This is a genomic window from Mycobacterium sp. 155, assembly GCF_000373905.1.
Classification (GTDB): Bacteria; Actinomycetota; Actinomycetes; order Mycobacteriales; family Mycobacteriaceae; genus Mycobacterium.
The window spans coordinates 3,494,566-3,511,822 of record NZ_KB892705.1 but is presented as its reverse complement, the minus strand read 5'-3'; the positions used below and the strand labels follow the sequence as shown (position 1 = coordinate 3,511,822).

Here is a 17,257-nt window from a genome sequence, read left to right as displayed (position 1 = left end):
TTCATTCTGAATTGCATTGTCAGCCAACAAATCTCAAGTCAGAGATGGTCCCACTGGCGACCAGCATGATGTAGAAGTCGGTGAGCATCAGGGTGCCCAGCGTGATCCACGCGAACTGCATGTGCCGAGTGTTGAGCTTGGAGATCTGGGTCCAGATCCAATACCGGACCGGATGTTTCGAAAAGTGCTTGAGGCGCCCGCCGGTAACGTGCCGGCAGGAGTGGCAGGAGACGGTGTACACCCACAGGAGGGTGACGTTGATGACCAGGATCAGGTTGCCCAGACCGAATCCGAAACCGCTGGGGGTTGCCTCGGAGTGGAACGCCACGATTGCGTCGTAGGTGTTCACCAGCGAGATCAGCACTGCGACGTAGAAGAAGTACCGGTGGGCGTTCTGCACGATCAGCGGAAGACGGGTCTCCCCGGTGTATTTCGCGTGTGGCTCGGCTACCGCACAGGCGGTCGGTGACTGCCAGACCGACCGGTAGTAGGCCTTGCGGTAGTAGTAGCAGGTCAGCCGGAACGCCAACAGGAACGGCAGAGAGATGAAGGCCATCGGGATGAACCAGGGCAGGGCGCCGACCCAGTGCCCGAAATGGCTCGCTCCTGGAGCGCACGCGGTGCTCACGCACGGCGAGTAGAACGGCGTCAGGTAGTGGTACTGCGGAACCCAGTAAGCGCTGCCCCAGAACGCGCGGATGGTGGCGTAAATGACGAACGTCGCCAGTCCGAGATCTGTCAGCAGCGGCGCCTGCCACCACCGGTCGGTCCGCAGTGTGCGCTGCGAAATCTGGGCGCGCGTGGGGGAGAAGACCCCGGTCGCACGACGGTCAGCGGTGTGTGCGCTCACGGTTCCCTTTCGTCAGGTTCAGTTGTTGGGTGAGGCGTCAACTGCCCGCGGCGTCGCCACTAGCCGCTGACGCCGCCGTCGCTGATGTCTCCCCAGAATTCGCTGTCGTATTGGGTGTCGGGGATCGCGATCTTCTCGGGGTCCTGCCGCAGCCGGGTGACACCGTGGCGCATCTCGAGTTCTTCGGCATCGATGTCGAGTCGGTCGATGTCGAGCAGGATGCGTTCGGCATCATTGACTACGCGACGCGTGGCCGGTGAGTCGCCATACTTGGCCGCCAGTGTTGTGACACAACGACGCATCTCGTCTATGAGGTTGTGCAGTTCGGCGAATTCGGAGTTGGGCATGTGACCTCCTTGGGCTGAAGGTGTCATGAATCACATTACGACAACTGTGCTAGCTGCATCATGAGTTGAGAGTGACGCGGGTCACGTTGAGTGGAGGTTTGAGCATGTCCCGACAAGTTCTGTCCCAACAGGTTCTGCAGGATCGCGCGAGGGCTCTGCTGGCGTTGCATCGGCCGGGCAATCCGGTGGTTTTGCCGACAGTCTGGGACGCCTGGTCTGCGAAAACCGCCGTTGATGCGGGCTTCGCGGCGTTGACGCTGGGCAGCCACCCGGTGGCCGATTCGGTCGGGAAAGCCGACGGTGAGGGCATGTCGTTCGATGATCTGACCACGCGGGTTGCCCAGATCAGCGGTGCGATCGACGTGCCGGTCTCGGTCGATATCGAGTCTGGATACGGCGAGACGCCGCGGCGGCTCATCGACGGTCTGCTGGACGCGGGTGCGGTCGGGCTGAACATCGAGGACACCGTGCACAAGGAGGGCAAGCGGCTGCGCGGGCCCGAGGAGCATGCCGCGCTGGTCGGTGAACTGCGCAACGCCGCCGACGCGGCCGGGGTGCATGTCGTGATCAACGCCCGCACCGATCTGTTCTTGCGCCAGGACGGTTCGGAGGCTGATCGCGTAGAACGTGCGGTGGCGCGGCTCAAGCTGGCCGCCGAGGCCGGTGCCGACTGCCTATACCCTGTGGGGCGTCATGATCCGGAAACCATGCGACAGTTGACATCTGAGCTGCCGCTGCCCGTCAATGCGATCGCGATACCGGAGTCCGACGATCCGGCGTCATTCGGCCCGCTCGGGGTGGGCCGAATCAGCTTTGGACCGTTCCTGCAGCGGGCGCTGACCGGGACTGCGAACGAGATCCTGGTCCGCTGGCGCTGAACCTTCCCTGTCTGTGAACGCGGGGATCTGAGCCGCCGATAGCGAAGGCCGGTGGAACTGCTTGAGTTCCACCGGCTTTGCTGTCTTCCTAGTTGCTCGAGATCTCGATGCACCGTGGCTCGGTGCCGGTGTAGGCCCCGGCCACCCGGACGGTCAGCACTCCGGCGTCGTAGGACGCGGTGATCGCGTCGTCGCCTTCCTTACCGACCTCGGCGGCCGGGCTGAAGTCCTTGATCCAGTCGGTGCCAACCGGACGTCCGGCAACTTGAGTGAACCACGCTCATGTTCCCGGTGGTTGTTCGTCGTCAGCGAAGTCACCCGAGCCTGATTACGCGCTGCCAGTCCGGCCGTGCCGGTTCCCGACGCTGCCGACGACCTGCTCGCCGCCCCGCCACACCGCCTCGATCAATGGCACGCCTGGCCGGTAGGCCAGGTGTACATGCGAATTCGCGTCCAGCAGTACGGCATCCGCGCGAGCGCCGACGGCCAGATGTCCGACGTCGGTGCGGCGCAGCGCGCGTGCTCCACCCATGGTCGCCGACCACAGTGCTTCGTCAGGCGTCATCTTCATGTCCCGCACTGCCACCGCGATGCAGAACGGAATATTGGTGGTGAAACCCGAACCCGGATTGCAGTTGCTGGCCAACGCCACGGTGACACCTGCGTCGAGGAGCCGCCGGGCATCCGGATAGGGCTGACGGGTGGCGAATTCGGTGGCAGGCAACAGCGTGGCCACGGTGTTGCCTGAGGCAAGTGCGGCGATGTCGTCGTCATCGAGGAAGGTGGCGTGATCGGCTGAGGCGGCGCCGAACTCCACGGCGATTTGCACACCCGGGCCCGGGCCGAGCTGGTTGGCGTGCACGCGGGGGATGAGGCCCCGCTCGACTCCGGCCGTGAGGATCTTCCGGGTCTGGTCACCGTCGAACGCGCCACGCTCGCAGAACACGTCGATCCATTTCGCGGCGGGCGCACAGGCGTCGACCATGGCCGTGCACACCAACTCCACGTAGTCGTCGGGACGGTCGGCGTATTCGGGCGGCACCAGATGGGCCCCGAGGAAGGTGACCTCGTCGGTGAACTCGGCGGCGAGCTGCAGACTCTGCATCTCGGTCTCGACGGTGAGTCCGTAGCCCGACTTGCACTCGTTGGTGGTGGTTCCGGAGCGCCGCGACTCCGCGACCAGGCGCCCCACGTTGGCGCGCAGCTCGGTGGTGCTCGCCGCGCGCGTGGCGTTGACAGTGGTGTTGATTCCGCCGGCGCTGTAGGGCGTTCCGGCCATGCGTGCGGCGAACTCGGCCGAGCGGTCACCGCTGAAGACCAGGTGGCTGTGGCTGTCCACGAACCCGGGTATGACGGCCCGGCCGTCGGCGTCGACCCGGTCGTCGGTATCCGGTGCCGCGCCGCGCGGGCCGACCCATGCCACCACGCCGTCGTCGAAAACCAGGGCGGCCTCCTCGATCAACCCGACCAGGCCGGCCTGCTGTGTCGGGTCGTTGGTCACCAAGGTGCCGATGTTGTCGATCAGAAGACTACTCAACAGACCACCGCTCTGATCGAATCATGCAGCGCCGCAGTAATATCCGTGACTTGGGTGTGTCGTCGCTGCTCGACCACGCGGCGTCCGCCGACCACCACATCGGTCACATCGGCTGCGGACGCGGCGAACACCACCGACTCCAGCAGCGTGGCGGCGTCCGCGCCGGCCATCCGCACGGAGTCGAGCGTGACGGTGACGAAGTCGGCGAGCGCACCCGCTTGGATCCGGCCCGCCTCGGGCCAGCCCAGCGACGCGTGCCCGTCGGACGTCGCAGCATGCATCAGCTCGGCCGCCGGCCAGTGCCCGCGGCACTCGGTGCGCAGCCGCTCGTCGAGTTCCATGGCCCTCGCCTCCTCGAAGAGGTCCACGATGGCGTTACTGTCACTGCCGAGGGTCAGAAGCCCACCGGCATCGGACAGATCGCGTGCCCGGCCGATACCGTCGGCGAGATCCCGCTCGGTGGTCGGCGCCATACACACGTAGGTGTGCGAACCGGCCAGCGAGGCAATGTCGTCGTCGGTGAGGTGGGTGGCATGCACCGCGGTGGATAGCGACCCCAGGGCACCGTGTTCACTCAACAGCTGGGTCGGGGTGCAGCCGTGTGCCGCGATACAAGCCTCGTTCTCCGCGCGCTGTTCGGACATGTGGAAATGCAGCGGAGCACCGTGGTCGTGGGCCCATTCGGCGACGGTGCCGAGTTGATCGGCCGGAACTGCACGCACTGAATGGATTGCGGCGCCGATGCGGGCGTGGCGGGTGGGAGCCAACCGCTCGACGCGGTCGGCCCATGCGGCGGCGGTGCCATCGGTGAACCGCACCTGCGGGCCATGCAGATCGACACCGAAACCGCCTGTCAGATAACAGGTGTCGAGCAATGTGATCCGGATTCCGGCGTCGGCGGCCGCGGCGATGAGCGCCTCGCCCAAGGCGTTCGCTTCTGGGTAGGGTGTCCCGTCCGGGCTGTGGTGTACGTAGTGGAATTCGCCGACACAGGTGATTCCGGCCAGGGCCATCTCGGCGTACACCGCGCGGGCCAGTGCATGGTACGAGTCCGGGTCCAGCCGGCCGGCCACGGTGTACATGTCTTCGCGCCAGGTCCAGAACGTCCCACCGCCACGGTGGGTGCGTCCGCGCAGGGCGCGGTGAAACGCGTGGCTGTGCGCGTTGGCCAGGCCGGGCAGCGTGACACCCGGCAGGTGGATCGTGTCGGCTGGACGGTCCTGCCCAGCCGACACCGAGGTGATCCTCTCGCCGTCAACCTCGATGAGCACCCGATCGCTGACCTGGTCGCCACCGAGCCAGGCGTAATCGGCGAAATATCGACTCACCGACTCACCCATTCACCAATTCCCGCAACACCTTGGTCAGCGCCACTACTCCGGCGACGCAGTCCTCGTCGGAGGCGTGCTCGGCCGGGCTGTGGCTCACGCCAGTTGGGTTGCGTACGAACAGCATTGCCGTTGACACGTGCGCCGAAAGGATCCCGGCGTCGTGGCCGGCCCCCGTCGGTAACTGGGGGGCACCGTCGAGCCACGCGCTGATTCGGTCTCGTAGCCCGTTATCGAATCCGACGACGGGCGAATACGACTCGCGCGTCACGGTGCACGTCGCACCGTGTTCGGCGGCTGCTGCCTCGCCCGCCGCGGTGACCTCCGAAACCAACTTCTCCAGCACCATGTCGTCGGCCGCACGGGCGTCCAGCCAGCCGTGGACTGCTGAGGGAATCGCGTTGACGCCGTTGGGAATGACGAGAACCTTGCCGAAGGTGGCCAGGGCGCCAATGCGCGCAGCCGTGTCTCGGGCGGCGAGCACGCTGCTCGCGAACGGCAACATGGGGTCGACGCGGTCGTCCACGCGTGTCGTGCCGGCATGGTTCGCCTCGCCGAGGAATTCGAACCGCCACCGACCGTGCGGCCAGATGGCGGTCGCAACTCCTACCGCGGCGTCCATGTCGACCAGCGCCCGGCCCTGTTCGACGTGAAGTTCGACGAACACCCCGATGCGCTCGAGTGCCTGCTCATCGCGGCCCAGCTCGTCGGGATTCACACCGGCAGCGCGCATCGCGTCGCCCAGCGTCACGCCGTCGGCGTCCTTCAGTTCGCGGGCCCGGTCGGGTTCGATCACGCCGGTCAGCAGCCGGCTGCCCATGCAGGCGACGCCGAACCGGGCGCCCTCCTCGTCGGCGAAATTGGTCACCGCGAACGGACGTGCAGGCTCAACCCCTTGCGCGCGAAGCTCGTCGACTGCCAGGAAAGCCGAGACAACGCCCAGCGGACCGTCGTAGGCGCCGCCGTCGGGCACGCTGTCGAGGTGGCTTCCGGTCACCACGGCATCCGGTCCCGGCTCGCCCCACCATGCCCACTGGTTACCGTTGCGGTCTTCCTGGTAGGACAGGCCGCGCTGGTTGGCCTGCTCGACGAACCATGCGCGCACCTCGTGATCGGCGGTGTTCCAGGCGAATCGGCGGTAACCACCGGTGCCCGGGTCGCGGCCGATCGGTGTGAGCGATGCCCACAGCGATACGAATCGCTCCGAGAGATTGCGCTGACTCATTTTGTCCTCCTCGTGTACGGGCACTAGCCCTCCTTCATCGGGATCCGGACGCCGCGTTCCTTCGCGACCTCCTCGGCCCGCTCGTAACCCGCATCGACGTGGCGGATGATGCCCATGCCCGGATCGTTGGTCAGCAGTCGGGAAAGTTTCTGTGCTGCAAGCTCAGTCCCGTCGGCAACACCGACCTGCCCGGCGTGGATGGACCGGCCGATGCCCACGCCGCCGCCGTGGTGGATCGACACCCACGCCGCACCGGACGACGTGGCGGTCAGGGCGTTGAGTAGCGGCCAGTCGGCGATCGCGTCGGATCCGTCGAGCATCGACTCCGTCTCTCGGTAGGGGCTGGCCACCGAGCCGCAGTCCAGGTGGTCACGGCCGATGACGATCGGTGCCGACACCTTGCCACTGGCCACCAGGTCGTTGAACAGCACGCCGGCCTTGTCGCGTTCGCCATAACCCAACCAGCAGATGCGGGCGGGCAAGCCTTGGAACGCGATGCGTTCACGGGCGCCGCGCATCCACTTGTGCAGGCGGTCGTCGTCCGGGAACAGGTCCATGATGGCGTTGTCCGTGGTGTAGATGTCCTCGGGGTCACCTGACAGCGCGACCCAGCGGAACGGGCCCTTTCCCTCGCAGAACAGCGGGCGGATGTAGGCGGGAACGAAACCGGGGAATTCGAAAGCCCGGTTGTAGCCGCCGAGTCGGGCCTCATCACGGATCGAGTTGCCGTAGTCGAACACCTCGGCGCCACCGTCCTGAAACTCGACCATGGCCTTGACCTGATTGGCCATGGATTCGCGGGCCCGGTCGGTGAATTCGTCGGGTTTCTTTTCCGCATAGTCGTGCCAATCCTCGAGGTCGATGCCCTCCGGCAGGTACGACAGTGGATCGTGTGCGCTGGTCTGGTCGGTGACCAGATCGATCGGCACGCCACGGCGCAGCAACTCGGGGAAGATCGTGGCGGCGTTGCCGACGAGGCCGATCGACCGGGCTTGCTTGTTGGTCCGGGCGTCGACAGCCTTCTTGATCGCGTCCTCGAGGTCGTCGGCGACCTCGTCCAGGTAGCGGTGTTCGACGCGACGACGCAGCCGGGATTCGTCGACGTCGACAATCAGGCAGGCACCTCCGTTGAGGGTCACCGCCAGTGGCTGCGCGCCGCCCATACCGCCGCAGCCACCGGTCAGCGTCAGGGTTCCGGCCAGGGTGCCGCCGAAACGCTTTTCCGCTGCGGCAGCGAAGGTTTCGTAGGTACCCTGCACGATCCCCTGGGTGCCGATGTAGATCCACGAACCGGCGGTCATCTGTCCGTACATGGTCAGGCCGAGGTGCTCCAACCGCCGGAACTCGGGCCACGTGGCCCAATCGCCGACCAGGTTCGAATTGGCGATCAGCACCCGTGGGGCCCATTCATGGGTCTGAAACACGCCGACCGGCTTGCCGGACTGCACCAGCATGGTCTCGTCAGGAGCCAGGGTCTCCAGGGTGCGCACCATGGCGTCGAAGCTGGCCCAGTTGCGGGCGGCTCGTCCGGTGCCGCCGTAGACGACGAGGTCGTCCGGCCGTTCGGCGTTTTCCGGATCCAGGTTGTTCATCAGCATGCGCAGCGGGGCCTCTGTGTACCAGCTGCGAGCAGTTCGGGTAGTACCGCGGGGGGCACGTACTGGACGGGCGCCTTCCATGTGATCTCTCCCTTGAACCTCGTTGGTAGAGCGGCTAATCGAGAAACGGATTGCGGTCTGCGGCGCGCTGGTCGAACTCCTCTAGCCGGAGTTGGCCAGTTGCCGGCCTTCGATCAGCATGTTGAACCAGCGTCGAACGTTGGCCGCAGCTGCTGGTGTCCGCCCTGTCGGCATCGTCCCTCGATTCGACGGTGTTAGCCGAATGTGCACTGTGAATGAAGACCTGTTCAAGATCCCTGGCCGATATCTACTGAATAGTCACACTAACCTGGAAGTCGATACTGAATGTGTGCATTCATCGAGCTGTAGCGGGACGTCGCGGTACCCGCGATCGGCTCGACCACCATCAAAATCGCCCGCAACTCTCCGGTGCCGGTCCATCGTGGTTCCGTGAGGCCTCACACCCATTCGGTAGGGAGAATCAGATGAACAGCACGCTGCCCCGGGTCATCGTCGGTCAGGGGCCGGTTTCGGAGGCTGACGTCGTTGCCGTCGCCCGGCACGGCGTGGGCGTGGAACTCGGTAGCGACGCGCTTGCTGCGATCGCAGAGGCGCGCGCCATCATCGATGCACTGGCCCTCGATGTGAGACCGCACTACGGGGTGTCGACCGGTTTCGGTGCGCTGGCCAGTGTGCACATCCCGCTCGACCAGCGGGTGCAGTTGCAGCGCTCCCTGATCCGGTCGCATGCGGCCGGATCAGGGCCCGAGGTAGAGCGTGAGGTGGTCCGCGCGCTCATGCTGCTGCGGCTTTCGACGCTGGCCACAGGATGCACCGGGGTGCAGGCGGAAATCGCCACCACCATGGCTGCCCTGCTCAATGCGGGGATCACGCCCGTCGTGCGGGAGTACGGTTCGCTGGGCTGTTCGGGTGATCTGGCGCCGCTGGCACACTGCGCGCTCGCGCTTCTCGGTGAGGGTGACGTGCGCGACGCCGCAGGCAACCTGCGGGCGTCCGCAGATGCGATGCGTGAGGTCGGCATTGAGCCGATCGAGCCTGCGGAAAAGGACGGACTGGCGCTGATCAATGGCACCGACGGCATGCTCGGCATGCTGCTGCTGGCCTGCCATGACTTCGACATGCTGCTGCGTTGCGCCGATCTGACGGCGTCGATGAGCGTCGAGGCGATGCTCGGTACCGACCGCGTGTTCGCGGCCGATCTGCAGGCCTTACGACCCCAGCCGGGCCAGGCCGTGGCGGCCGCGAATATGCGTGCGCTGCTGGCGAATTCCCCGATCGTGGCGAGCCACGTGGGTCCAGACTGTACCTACGTCCAGGACGCATACTCGATGCGGTGCGCACCTCAGGTCGCCGGTGCCGCGCGTGACACCCTTGCCCACGCCCGCACCATCGCCGGCTACGAACTGGCCTCGGCGATCGACAACCCGGTCGTCACGATCGACGGTCGAGTGGAGTCCAACGGCAACTTCCACGGTGCGCCGGTCGCCTACGTGCTGGACTTCCTGGCCATTGCAGTCGCCGATGTGGCGTCGATGAGTGAACGGCGTACCGACCGGATGCTCGACGTGGCACGGTCGCGCAATCTGCCGCCGTTCCTGGCCCATGACGCGGGCGTCGACTCCGGTCACATGATCGCGCAGTACACCCAGGCGGCGATCGTGTCCGAGCTCAAGCGGCTGGCCGTGCCCGCCAGCGTCGACTCGATCCCGTCGAGCGCGATGCAGGAGGATCATGTCTCGATGGGATGGTCTGCGGGCCGCAAACTCCGGTTGGCGATTGACGGGCTGACCCGGGTGCTCGCCATCGAATTGCTGACCGCGGCGCGGGCCATCGATCTGCGCGCACCGCTGCAGCCGGGGCCGGCGACCGGCGCTGTCGTTGCCGCGCTGCGCGAACAGGTACCCGGCCCGGGCCAAGACCGCTTCCTGTCCCGCGAGGTCGAGGCTGCCGTTGAGTTCGTCCGCAGCGGGGCCGCGGTGGCTGCGGCGAACTCGGCGCTATCGGAGCCGTTGCGCGGCGTATCGGCCGAACATTGGACAGGCGATAGCTGAGTACAGGTCTTGATTACTGAATCACTGTGACCGGCCTGAACGGTGATCTGTGTGGCGACGTGGGAAAATCTCGGCGTACACATGGCCTTTATGTCGCAGATCGTCGAGATGAACAGCAGTTGAACAAAGTGTCGACGACTCCTGGTGCAGCGGTTATGGCTAACTAGAGAAGTTCGCTGTGGACCGCTACTATCGCGTAGCGGAGTGCTTCACAAAGGGGCTGACCAGGATGACGTTTGCGGGTTCCATGGCGAAGATGGTGGGTTTGCTCGGTGCGGCCGCTGTGCTCGGCGCGGCGATCGCGCTGACGTTGCCGCTTGGTCTTGACGTGGTCGACCGCACCGGCGCGCCGATACCGTGCGGCACCGGTATGCACCCGTCCTACAACGTCGCAGCCAAGCAGGATCTGCTCAACCTGGACCAGCACACTTTGGCGGGGCCGGCGTACGCGATAAGTGACTACGCCGAACAGTGCGAGGGTTTGATCACCGAGCGCCGGACGGCGGCACTGTCGGTCGGTGGAGGCGGCGCAGTGCTATTGCTGGCTGTGCTGGCTGGGCCGTTGGTGGTCGGCGCACAGGCCTCACACCGCGGCCGGCGGGCCCAATACGCCCGCTCTGCCGAACCGGTTGGCGATCAGCCGAACCATCCCGGGGTACAAGCTCAGCGGCTCGCCGACGATATCCCCACCGGCGTAACGCAACCGATCCTGGAAGAGCCCGTCGACAAGCAGCTAGGACGCCAGCGCAATGCGGCGGCCGCTGCGCTGGCGCTGCGCGCTGGTGGCGGCATGGGTCAGTTCTATGCGATCGGCCGGTAACGGCTGACTACAGTGCCAGGCTCATCGCGCGCCGGAGGGGTCTGCGTCCACCGGAGAGTGTGGTTCGTCGACAGTCAGCCGGTAGCCACGTCTCGCCACCGTCGAAACGATATTCTTGTCTCCCAAAGCATTTCGTAGTTGTAGCACTGCTGTTTTCACGGCGTGAGTGTCGGTTTCGCTGCCGGGCAAGACGGCAAGCAGGTCGAATTCGGACACCGTCGCGCCAGGTCGGTGCGACAGCGCGCGGAGGGTCGCCATCGAAGCCGGGGACAGCGGCTTGGCCACACCGTCGATCAGCACGCAGGTACCCCGGATCTCCAGTGTGTGACCGGCCGCTTGGACGGTGCGGGCCTGCAGTATCGGCAATTCGTCGGTGATGTGACGTGCCAGCGCGCCCAACCGCATGCGTTCGGGTGCCGAGGCGGGCACCCCGAGCTGGACGAGCGGCTGAGCGGTGACCGGACCGACGCACATCGCATGCACGTCCGTGCGCAGTGCCGACACCACCTGATCGGCGATCCCCATCTCCGCGGCCCGCATCAACACCGAGGCCACGGCCGGTGCCGACGTGAAACTCACGGCGTCGAAACGTTGTTCGGCGATACCCGTCACCAATTGGTCGAATTCGCCGTCGCGTGGCGCGGGATGCCAGCGGTACACCTTGATCGGCACCACTTCCGCACCGGCACTTCGTAATTCGTCGAGGAATTCGGGGAATGGATCCCATTCGTCGGTTGCACCGTGCAACTGGACGGCGATGCGACGGCCCGCGATTCCCTGCTCGACGAGGTAGCGCAGCACCTCGCGGGAGGATTCCGAATCTGGTGACCATTCCTCTGGCAGACCAGCGGCCCGTAGTGCGCCGGTGGCCTTCGGCCCGCGGGACACGACGCGGGCCTGGCTCAGGGCGTGGGTCAGCTCAGAGTCCAAGCCCCAGCCACTCGCCGCGGCGATCCAGCCACGAAAGCCGATCCCGGTGGTGGCGACCACGATGTCGGGCGGATTTGCGATCAGTGTCTCGGTGTTGGTGCGTAGCTCATCGTCGTCGGGTAGGGGAACCATTGTGATGGCGGCTGCGCTGGTCACCGTCGCGCCGCGCCGCCTCAGCAACGTGCTCAGCTCATCGGCACGTCGGGCGGAGGTCACCGCCACACGGAAGCCGGTAAGCGGTGCCCAGCCGGGCTCGGTCATGTTTCCAGTCATGTGACGCCGCATTTCCAGTCATTATCTCGGCCATTGCCGGGGCGTGTCGGTCTGTCGGGACCATTGTGACGCCTGTCGCGGTGGACCGTGCGAGACGGTTACCAGACGTCGCCGTCGCGCCAGTCGCACGTCAATTCGGCGGTGGTGTCCAGTTCAAGGCCGTCCGGTAAATCGATGGGCAGTACGAACAACGACCGGTCGTCGCTGGGCGTGCGCGCCACGCCCGCCGGCTGCAGCACCGAGGTCGGACCTTGCCAGGCCAGCCAGCCGCGCGCCGTGTACATCGGCCGGCCTTCTTCGGATGCGCTCAGCGCACCGATCTGGTAGGCGCCGCGCAGCACCTGCTCCAGGGCGTCCATGACTGCGGTGGCCAGCCTCTGACCGCGCCAGTCCTCGCGCACCGCGACACCTTCCAGGTAACCGCAGCGCAGCGCGGTGTCGCGATAGAGCAGCCGCCGCTGGACGACCGCGCCGTGCGCGATCAGCGCACCATGACGGCAGATCAGCGCATGCATACCGCCGAGGGTGTGCTCCCAGTCGGCGTCGGTGAAGTCTCCACCGAACGCCTCAATGACCATGCGGCGGGCGTCCTCGCGGGTCTCGTGGTCAAGGTCGGAGGTATGGACCAGGCGTGCGGTGTGGATGTCCCTGACACGAGCGCCAGAATCTCCGCGGACGTGAGGAGCGCCAGAATCTCCGCGGGCGTGAGGAGCACCAGAATCCCCGGTAAGCACACCCTGTTTCTACCAGCGACGCGCGCGGGTGTCTCGGGTCGGTACCGGTCAATGGCCGGTGCGGCTCATTCGAACGGGTGCCTCGGGTGTGCCCAGTGCAGTCGGACGGTCTGACCGGGCCGCACCTGGCCCAACTTGTCGATATCCTCGTCGGTCACCACACCGATCACCGGATAGCCGCCGGTGACCGGATGGTCCGGTCCGAGGATCACCGGAAAACCGTTGGGCGGTACCTGGATTGCTCCGCGGGTAGCGCCTTCGCTGGGGAGCTGGCGGTCCGGCCAGCGGTAGTCCAACGGCATCCCTACCAGGCGCATGCCGACCCGGTCGCTGCGGTTGGTCACCAGCCAGTTGGTATGGGTGAGCACGTCGGGGTCGACGAACCAGTCGTCGCGTGGCCCGGGCACCACCCGCAGCTCGACCACCTCGTCGCTGATCGCGGCCACCGGTGCCTGATCCAACTCGGGGAACTCGTCGGTGTGCTCCCCGATGGGGAGGATGTCCCCGGGCCGCAGGGGGGTCGGGCCGATCGCCGACATCACGTCGTAGCTGCGTGAGCCGAGTACCGGCTCGACGTTGATGCCGCCGCGCACCGCGAGATAGCTGCGCAGACCGGAGTGCGGTGCGCCCAGCGAGATCACCTGACCGTCATGCACGTAGTGGATGCTGTTGGTGCCGAACGGGACTCCGTTCACCGCCGGATCGGTGTCGGCACCGGTGACGGCGATGGCGACGTCGCCGCCGCGCACCCGCGCCGAGAACCCGCCGAAGGTCACCTCGACGGTGGCGTGCTCACCCGGATTGGCCACCAGCCGGTTGGCCAGCGTGTGGGAGCGTCGGTCGGCGGCACCCGAGCGAGTGACGCCCAGGTGCGCCAGGCCGGGCCGGCCCAGGTCTTCGAGCAGTGCTAGGGGGCCGGTGCGCAGAACTTCCAATGTCGTGGTCATGTCGACTTCTCCTACGTCTGTGGCCGGTCAGCCGATTGCCCGGAACTGCACCCACATGCCGGGTGTCAGCAGCGCCGGTTTGTCGCGATCGGCATCGAACAGCACGGCGTCGGTGTGCCCGATCAACTGCCAGCCGCCCGGTGACTGCCGCGGATAGATACCGCTGAACTCGCCGGCCAGCGCGACGGACCCGGGCGGCACGCTGGTGCGCGGCTCGGCGCGGCGGGGGACCTGTAGTCGCGGGTCGCCATCCACCAGGTATGCGAAACCTGGTACAAAACCGCCGAATCCGACCCGCCACGGGGTGCCGATGTGGGCCGCAATCACCGCCGCAGGGGTCAGCCCGGTCAGAGTGGCTACTTCCTGCAGGTCGGCGCCGTCGTAGACCACATCGATCGTCAGGTCGACCTTGCCGCTCGCGGGCTGGGGCACGATCGACTCCGGCGCCAGCCGGAGCTTGCTCAGCCGCTGCCGGGCACCGGGCTGGTAGCGCGGGCTGGCGAGCTTGACCAGGATGGTGCGAGATGCTGGGACGATGTCGACGACGCCGAGCAGATCGGTCTCCTGCAGTTTGGCGGTCCACGCCAAAACCTCGGCGGTACTGTCGAACTCGAACAGCAGCCCGTGATCCCCGTATTCGTGAACTGCTGGCAAGACCAGCGCGTCCACCACATCTGATGTCACACTCATAATCCGAACTTACCTGCGAGTAGGTATGAAAGTGGCGGCTCTACGAGCCTTGCCAGAACTGCCTTACTGAAGCCTCACACCGCAAGCTGATATGTGGGCTCTCGACGCTTGATGAAAGCGATCACGCGGTAGGTGACCGGCAGCATGACCACCTCGACGGCAGTCTTGTAGAACCAGCCCAGCGCGGTGTAGGTGGCGAAGTCTTTGAAGGTCGAGATGCCGATGGCACTGGCGGCGATGCTGCAGAACACCAGGGTGTCGCCCAGCTGTCCGGCGAAGGTGGATCCGACCAGGCGGGCCCACAGGTGCTTCTCCTTGGTCCGTTCCTTGATGGCGACGACAACCCACGCATTGATGGTCTGCCCGACGATGAAGCCGGCCAGCCCGGCGACGATCAACTGCGTGTAGGCGTGCACGACATTCTCGAAGTGTTCTTCGTTGGTGTAGAAGTCCGCAGCCGGCAGGTAGATGGTCACCCAGAAGATGAATGCCGCCAGGACGTTCATCGCGAAGCCGAGGAAGATCGCGCGGCGGGCGGCCTTGAACCCGTACACCTCCGAGAGCACGTCGCCGATGATGTAGGTGAGCGGAAAGACGATGAACCCGCCGTCGGTGATGATGGGGCCGAACGCGACACCCTTGGTGGCCGTGACGTTGGAGATGATCACCAGCGCCGTGAATACCGCGACGAGTACCGGATAGTAGGCGGAGCCGATGGCCGCCGTGCCGTGGTGCTCCTGTTCTTGGGTGCTTGTCACCGGGCCATCTTGTCAGGCCAGCGCGCGGGCCAGCAGTGGCGGCAGTTGATCGGCCACCAGTGGGTAGGACAGCGGGGAGGCGAAGGCGATCGCTCCGGCCAGGTCCTTGGTGGTGAACACGTGGCGGTTGCGGGCGGTGGCCTGCAGACCGGCGATGGTGGGGTCGGCGAGCAGCGCGTCGCGGTCCTGATCGCTCTCGGTGGTCCAAATCAGCACGTCGGCGCTGTCGAGGACGGCGGCCATCTTGTCGCGGGGGATCAGCTCCTCGACCGGTGGGATGGTGAAGCCGAGTTGCGTCAGGAAGTCGGTGCGCCAGCCGGGGGTGATGGCCTGGATGCTGTCGCGGAACAGCGTGCCCTCCAGCAACAGCGCTTTCTTGCCGTTGAACTGCGGGTTGTTGGCGGCGGCGGTCTTGAACTTCTCGTCGATGCCGTTGATCAGGCCCGTCATCTGGTCGTTCTTGAACACCGCCTGGCCGATGACGGTGGCCTGGTCCTTCCAGGGCTCGAAGAAGGCATCGGCGCCCGATTGTGCGATGGTCGGGGCGATCTCGGACAGTTTCGAGTAGGTGTCGGCGTCCAGCCCGGCGTTGGTGGCGATGATGAGGTCCGGCTTGAGCTTCGTGATCTGGTCGACTTGGATACCGTCGGTCAGGCTCAGCACGGTGGGTTGGGCGCCCGCGAGTTCGGGCTGGGCCCACGGCCATACCGCGAATGGTTCATCGCCGAACCATTCGGTGACCGCGATCGGTACGACGCCGACCGCGAGGAGGTCGTCCTGGCCGGTGAAGCCGGCACTGACCACCCGTTGCGGCGCGGCCGGGACTTTTGTCTCGCCGAAGACGTGCCGGATGGTAACTGAACCGTCCTTGGCCACCTTGCCAGGTTTTTCCGGACTGCATGCGGCCACGAGCGCCATGCCCGCGGTGATAGCCAGAAACCCCCGCCGGGACACGATTGTCGGCACTTAGCCAGAGTAACTGCTTTGCAGTGGTCTCGTCACTGAAGAGTTGTCGATCGCCGTTGCGGCGACGGCTGCGAGTCGCCGGCGGCCTGCCCGCACTACCCGTACATGGATGAACTCGATTGGCGCCTTCACGACGACGAAGCTCACGTCGAAAGCGCTTCTGGCAGCAGACGTGCCAGTCATCGGTATCAGTGCGATCGGTGAGTAGCCAGTGGAACGCAATCCTCCTTGCACCGGTCGGCCGGGGGGAGGTCTGCTCTACTTATCGTCAAAGAATCTCCGCCGGCGACAAGCAATCAATTGAGGTGTCCCCGAAAGGAAGCCGGTTGCTACTACTCGCCGCGGACCCACTCCCCGTAGAACGGTGGCATTTCGGAGGCGCGGGCGGAGAACCGCGGGGCCCGCTTCTCGAGGAAGGCTCGCACACCGTCGTTGCCGTCGCCGATGCTGGTGTAGAACATGGCCAGCGAGTCCACTCGGTGTGCGTCGACCGGGTGTGGTTCGGCCGAGTTCCGGTACAGCATCTGACGCATGAGCGCGACCGACACTGGTGAGCGGTCGCGCGTCCACGCATCGGCCAGTGCCCGCGCCTCGGTGAGAAGTGCGTCAGGTTCGTGAACCGCCTGCGCCAACCCGATCTCGCGGGCAGCGTCTGCGGTGAGAATGTCGGAGCGGTATACCAGGTCCAAAGCCGTTGGCATACCGACGATCCGGGGCAGGAACCACGTCGAACATGCCTCAGGGGTGATACCGAGTTTTCCGAAGACCAGGCCGAACCGGGCGTTGGTCGACATCAGCCGGGCGTCCATCGCAAGCGTCATCGTCGCGCCGATGCCCACCGCGGCCCCGTTGATGGCGGCGATCACAGGCTTGCGGCAGGCGTAGATCGCCAGGGTCACGCGACCACCGGTATCGCGGACCCGCCGCAACTCGGGGGCGTCGAGATCGGCCAGGTCAGCCAGGGACGGCGACGTCGACTCGTCGAGGCCGAACACATTGTCTTCACTCGACAAGTCCATGCCCGCGCAGAACGCCCGGCCCTCGCCGGTGACGATGACCGCGCGGACCGCATCGTCATCGTTGACCGCCACGAAGGTCTGTTCCAACTCGTCGGCCATCTCGACGGTGAAGGCGTTGAGGTTTTCCGGGCGGTCGAGAACAACAGTGAGGATGCCGTCATCGAGCTGGTGCCGGATCGTCGTGAAGTCCACGGGTGCCCCTCCTCGGGTTTCGGTTGGTATCCAGCTTGCCTAAGCAGCGGCTCGGCGCGGCGGCGACCCCGC

General features: G+C 65.9%; 16 protein-coding genes and 1 pseudogene. 3 read left to right on the top strand and 14 right to left on the bottom strand.

Translation table 11 applies throughout. The features are described 5' to 3' along the window. Positions 1 to 19: 19 nt before the first annotated feature. Together B133_RS0116775 and B133_RS0116770 are read right to left on the bottom strand one after the other, a co-directional pair. Positions 20 to 850: a hypothetical protein gene (locus B133_RS0116775; protein ID WP_018602667.1), complete on the bottom strand. Its 831-nt coding sequence runs from the start codon at positions 848 to 850 to the stop codon at positions 20 to 22. Between the two features lie 59 nt (positions 851 to 909). Beyond that, positions 910 to 1,197, bottom strand: a complete 288-nt coding sequence (locus B133_RS0116770; RefSeq protein ID WP_018602666.1) for a hypothetical protein — start codon at positions 1,195 to 1,197, stop codon at positions 910 to 912. Positions 1,198 to 1,301: 104 nt separating this feature from the next. Between B133_RS0116770 and B133_RS0116765 the strand changes: the two genes are divergently transcribed. Continuing rightward, positions 1,302 to 2,075 (top strand): isocitrate lyase/phosphoenolpyruvate mutase family protein, encoded by a 774-nt coding sequence (locus B133_RS0116765; RefSeq protein ID WP_018602665.1) that lies wholly within the window; start codon positions 1,302 to 1,304, stop codon positions 2,073 to 2,075. Between the two features lie 88 nt (positions 2,076 to 2,163). On the opposite strand, the pseudogene B133_RS25390 reads toward B133_RS0116765, so the two are convergent. The 5 genes and pseudogenes from B133_RS25390 to hutU form a co-directional block, all read right to left on the bottom strand. Further along, positions 2,164 to 2,280 (bottom strand): annotated as a pseudogene (locus B133_RS25390) (Hsp20/alpha crystallin family protein); the annotation flags it as partial. A gap of 123 nt (positions 2,281 to 2,403) precedes the next feature. Next, complete coding sequence (hutI, locus tag B133_RS0116760) at positions 2,404 to 3,612, bottom strand: imidazolonepropionase (RefSeq protein ID WP_018602664.1); 1,209 nt, start codon at positions 3,610 to 3,612, stop codon at positions 2,404 to 2,406. Beyond that, positions 3,609 to 4,952: a formimidoylglutamate deiminase gene (locus tag B133_RS0116755; RefSeq protein WP_018602663.1), complete on the bottom strand. Its 1,344-nt coding sequence runs from the start codon at positions 4,950 to 4,952 to the stop codon at positions 3,609 to 3,611. Before B133_RS0116755 ends, hutI begins: the two co-directional genes overlap by 4 nt. Beyond that, positions 4,945 to 6,165: an allantoate amidohydrolase gene (locus tag B133_RS0116750; protein WP_036419351.1), complete on the bottom strand. Its 1,221-nt coding sequence runs from the start codon at positions 6,163 to 6,165 to the stop codon at positions 4,945 to 4,947. The genes B133_RS0116755 and B133_RS0116750 overlap by 8 nt, the downstream gene beginning before the upstream one ends. Positions 6,166 to 6,188: 23 nt before the next feature. Next, entirely contained in the window at positions 6,189 to 7,844 is a 1,656-nt protein-coding gene (gene hutU / locus B133_RS0116745; RefSeq protein WP_026256524.1) for a urocanate hydratase, read from the bottom strand. A 425-nt stretch (positions 7,845 to 8,269) separates the two neighbouring features. Here hutU and hutH point away from each other — a divergent pair, with 425 nt between their 5' ends. Beyond that, the gene (gene hutH, locus B133_RS0116740; RefSeq protein WP_018602660.1) at positions 8,270 to 9,856 is read left to right on the top strand and encodes a histidine ammonia-lyase; all 1,587 of its coding nucleotides are present in this window, start codon (positions 8,270 to 8,272) and stop codon (positions 9,854 to 9,856) included. A gap of 229 nt (positions 9,857 to 10,085) precedes the next feature. Beyond that, complete coding sequence (locus tag B133_RS25385) at positions 10,086 to 10,676, top strand: hypothetical protein (RefSeq protein ID WP_018602659.1); 591 nt, start codon at positions 10,086 to 10,088, stop codon at positions 10,674 to 10,676. 21 nt (positions 10,677 to 10,697) lie between these two features. Here the strand turns inward: B133_RS25385 and B133_RS0116730 are convergent, their stop codons facing one another. The 7 genes from B133_RS0116730 to B133_RS0116695 form a co-directional block, all read right to left on the bottom strand. Then, positions 10,698 to 11,867 (bottom strand): uroporphyrinogen-III synthase, encoded by a 1,170-nt coding sequence (locus B133_RS0116730; RefSeq protein ID WP_036419348.1) that lies wholly within the window; start codon positions 11,865 to 11,867, stop codon positions 10,698 to 10,700. 110 nt (positions 11,868 to 11,977) lie between these two features. Further along, the gene (locus tag B133_RS0116725; RefSeq protein WP_026256523.1) at positions 11,978 to 12,523 is read right to left on the bottom strand and encodes a GNAT family N-acetyltransferase; all 546 of its coding nucleotides are present in this window, start codon (positions 12,521 to 12,523) and stop codon (positions 11,978 to 11,980) included. Positions 12,524 to 12,678: 155 nt separating this feature from the next. Next, the gene (locus B133_RS0116720) at positions 12,679 to 13,560 is read right to left on the bottom strand and encodes a 5-oxoprolinase/urea amidolyase family protein (protein WP_018602656.1); all 882 of its coding nucleotides are present in this window, start codon (positions 13,558 to 13,560) and stop codon (positions 12,679 to 12,681) included. Positions 13,561 to 13,587: 27 nt separating this feature from the next. Next, on the bottom strand, positions 13,588 to 14,250 hold the full coding sequence (locus B133_RS0116715) for an allophanate hydrolase subunit 1 (protein ID WP_026256522.1): 663 nt from the start codon (positions 14,248 to 14,250) through the stop codon (positions 13,588 to 13,590). Between the two features lie 74 nt (positions 14,251 to 14,324). Beyond that, positions 14,325 to 15,008 carry a queuosine precursor transporter gene (locus B133_RS0116710; protein WP_018602654.1) on the bottom strand — a complete coding sequence of 228 codons (684 nt, stop codon included), beginning with the start codon at positions 15,006 to 15,008 and terminating at the stop codon, positions 14,325 to 14,327. Between the two features lie 12 nt (positions 15,009 to 15,020). Continuing rightward, positions 15,021 to 15,974: an ABC transporter substrate-binding protein gene (locus B133_RS0116705; protein WP_018602653.1), complete on the bottom strand. Its 954-nt coding sequence runs from the start codon at positions 15,972 to 15,974 to the stop codon at positions 15,021 to 15,023. 332 nt (positions 15,975 to 16,306) lie between these two features. Further along, on the bottom strand, positions 16,307 to 17,185 hold the full coding sequence (locus B133_RS0116695; RefSeq protein WP_018602648.1) for a crotonase/enoyl-CoA hydratase family protein: 879 nt from the start codon (positions 17,183 to 17,185) through the stop codon (positions 16,307 to 16,309). Positions 17,186 to 17,257 lie beyond the last annotated feature (72 nt).

Bases quoted from the DNA above. Each gene is read 5' to 3' on its own strand.
- hutH (WP_018602660.1), top strand. From the start codon at position 8,270: ATGAACAGCACGCTGCCCCGGGTCATCGTCGGTCAGGGGCCGGTTTCG.
- B133_RS0116765 (WP_018602665.1), top strand. From the start codon at position 1,302: ATGTCCCGACAAGTTCTGTCCCAACAGGTTCTGCAGGATCGCGCGAGG.
- hutU (WP_026256524.1), bottom strand. From the start codon at position 7,844: ATGGAAGGCGCCCGTCCAGTACGTGCCCCCCGCGGTACTACCCGAACT.
- B133_RS0116750 (WP_036419351.1), bottom strand. From the start codon at position 6,165: ATGAGTCAGCGCAATCTCTCGGAGCGATTCGTATCGCTGTGGGCATCG.
- B133_RS0116720 (WP_018602656.1), bottom strand. From the start codon at position 13,560: ATGACCACGACATTGGAAGTTCTGCGCACCGGCCCCCTAGCACTGCTC.
- B133_RS0116755 (WP_018602663.1), bottom strand. From the start codon at position 4,952: ATGGGTGAGTCGGTGAGTCGATATTTCGCCGATTACGCCTGGCTCGGT.
- B133_RS25385 (WP_018602659.1), top strand. From the start codon at position 10,086: ATGACGTTTGCGGGTTCCATGGCGAAGATGGTGGGTTTGCTCGGTGCG.
- B133_RS0116715 (WP_026256522.1), bottom strand. From the start codon at position 14,250: ATGAGTGTGACATCAGATGTGGTGGACGCGCTGGTCTTGCCAGCAGTT.
- B133_RS0116770 (WP_018602666.1), bottom strand. From the start codon at position 1,197: ATGCCCAACTCCGAATTCGCCGAACTGCACAACCTCATAGACGAGATG.
- B133_RS0116730 (WP_036419348.1), bottom strand. From the start codon at position 11,867: ATGACCGAGCCCGGCTGGGCACCGCTTACCGGCTTCCGTGTGGCGGTG.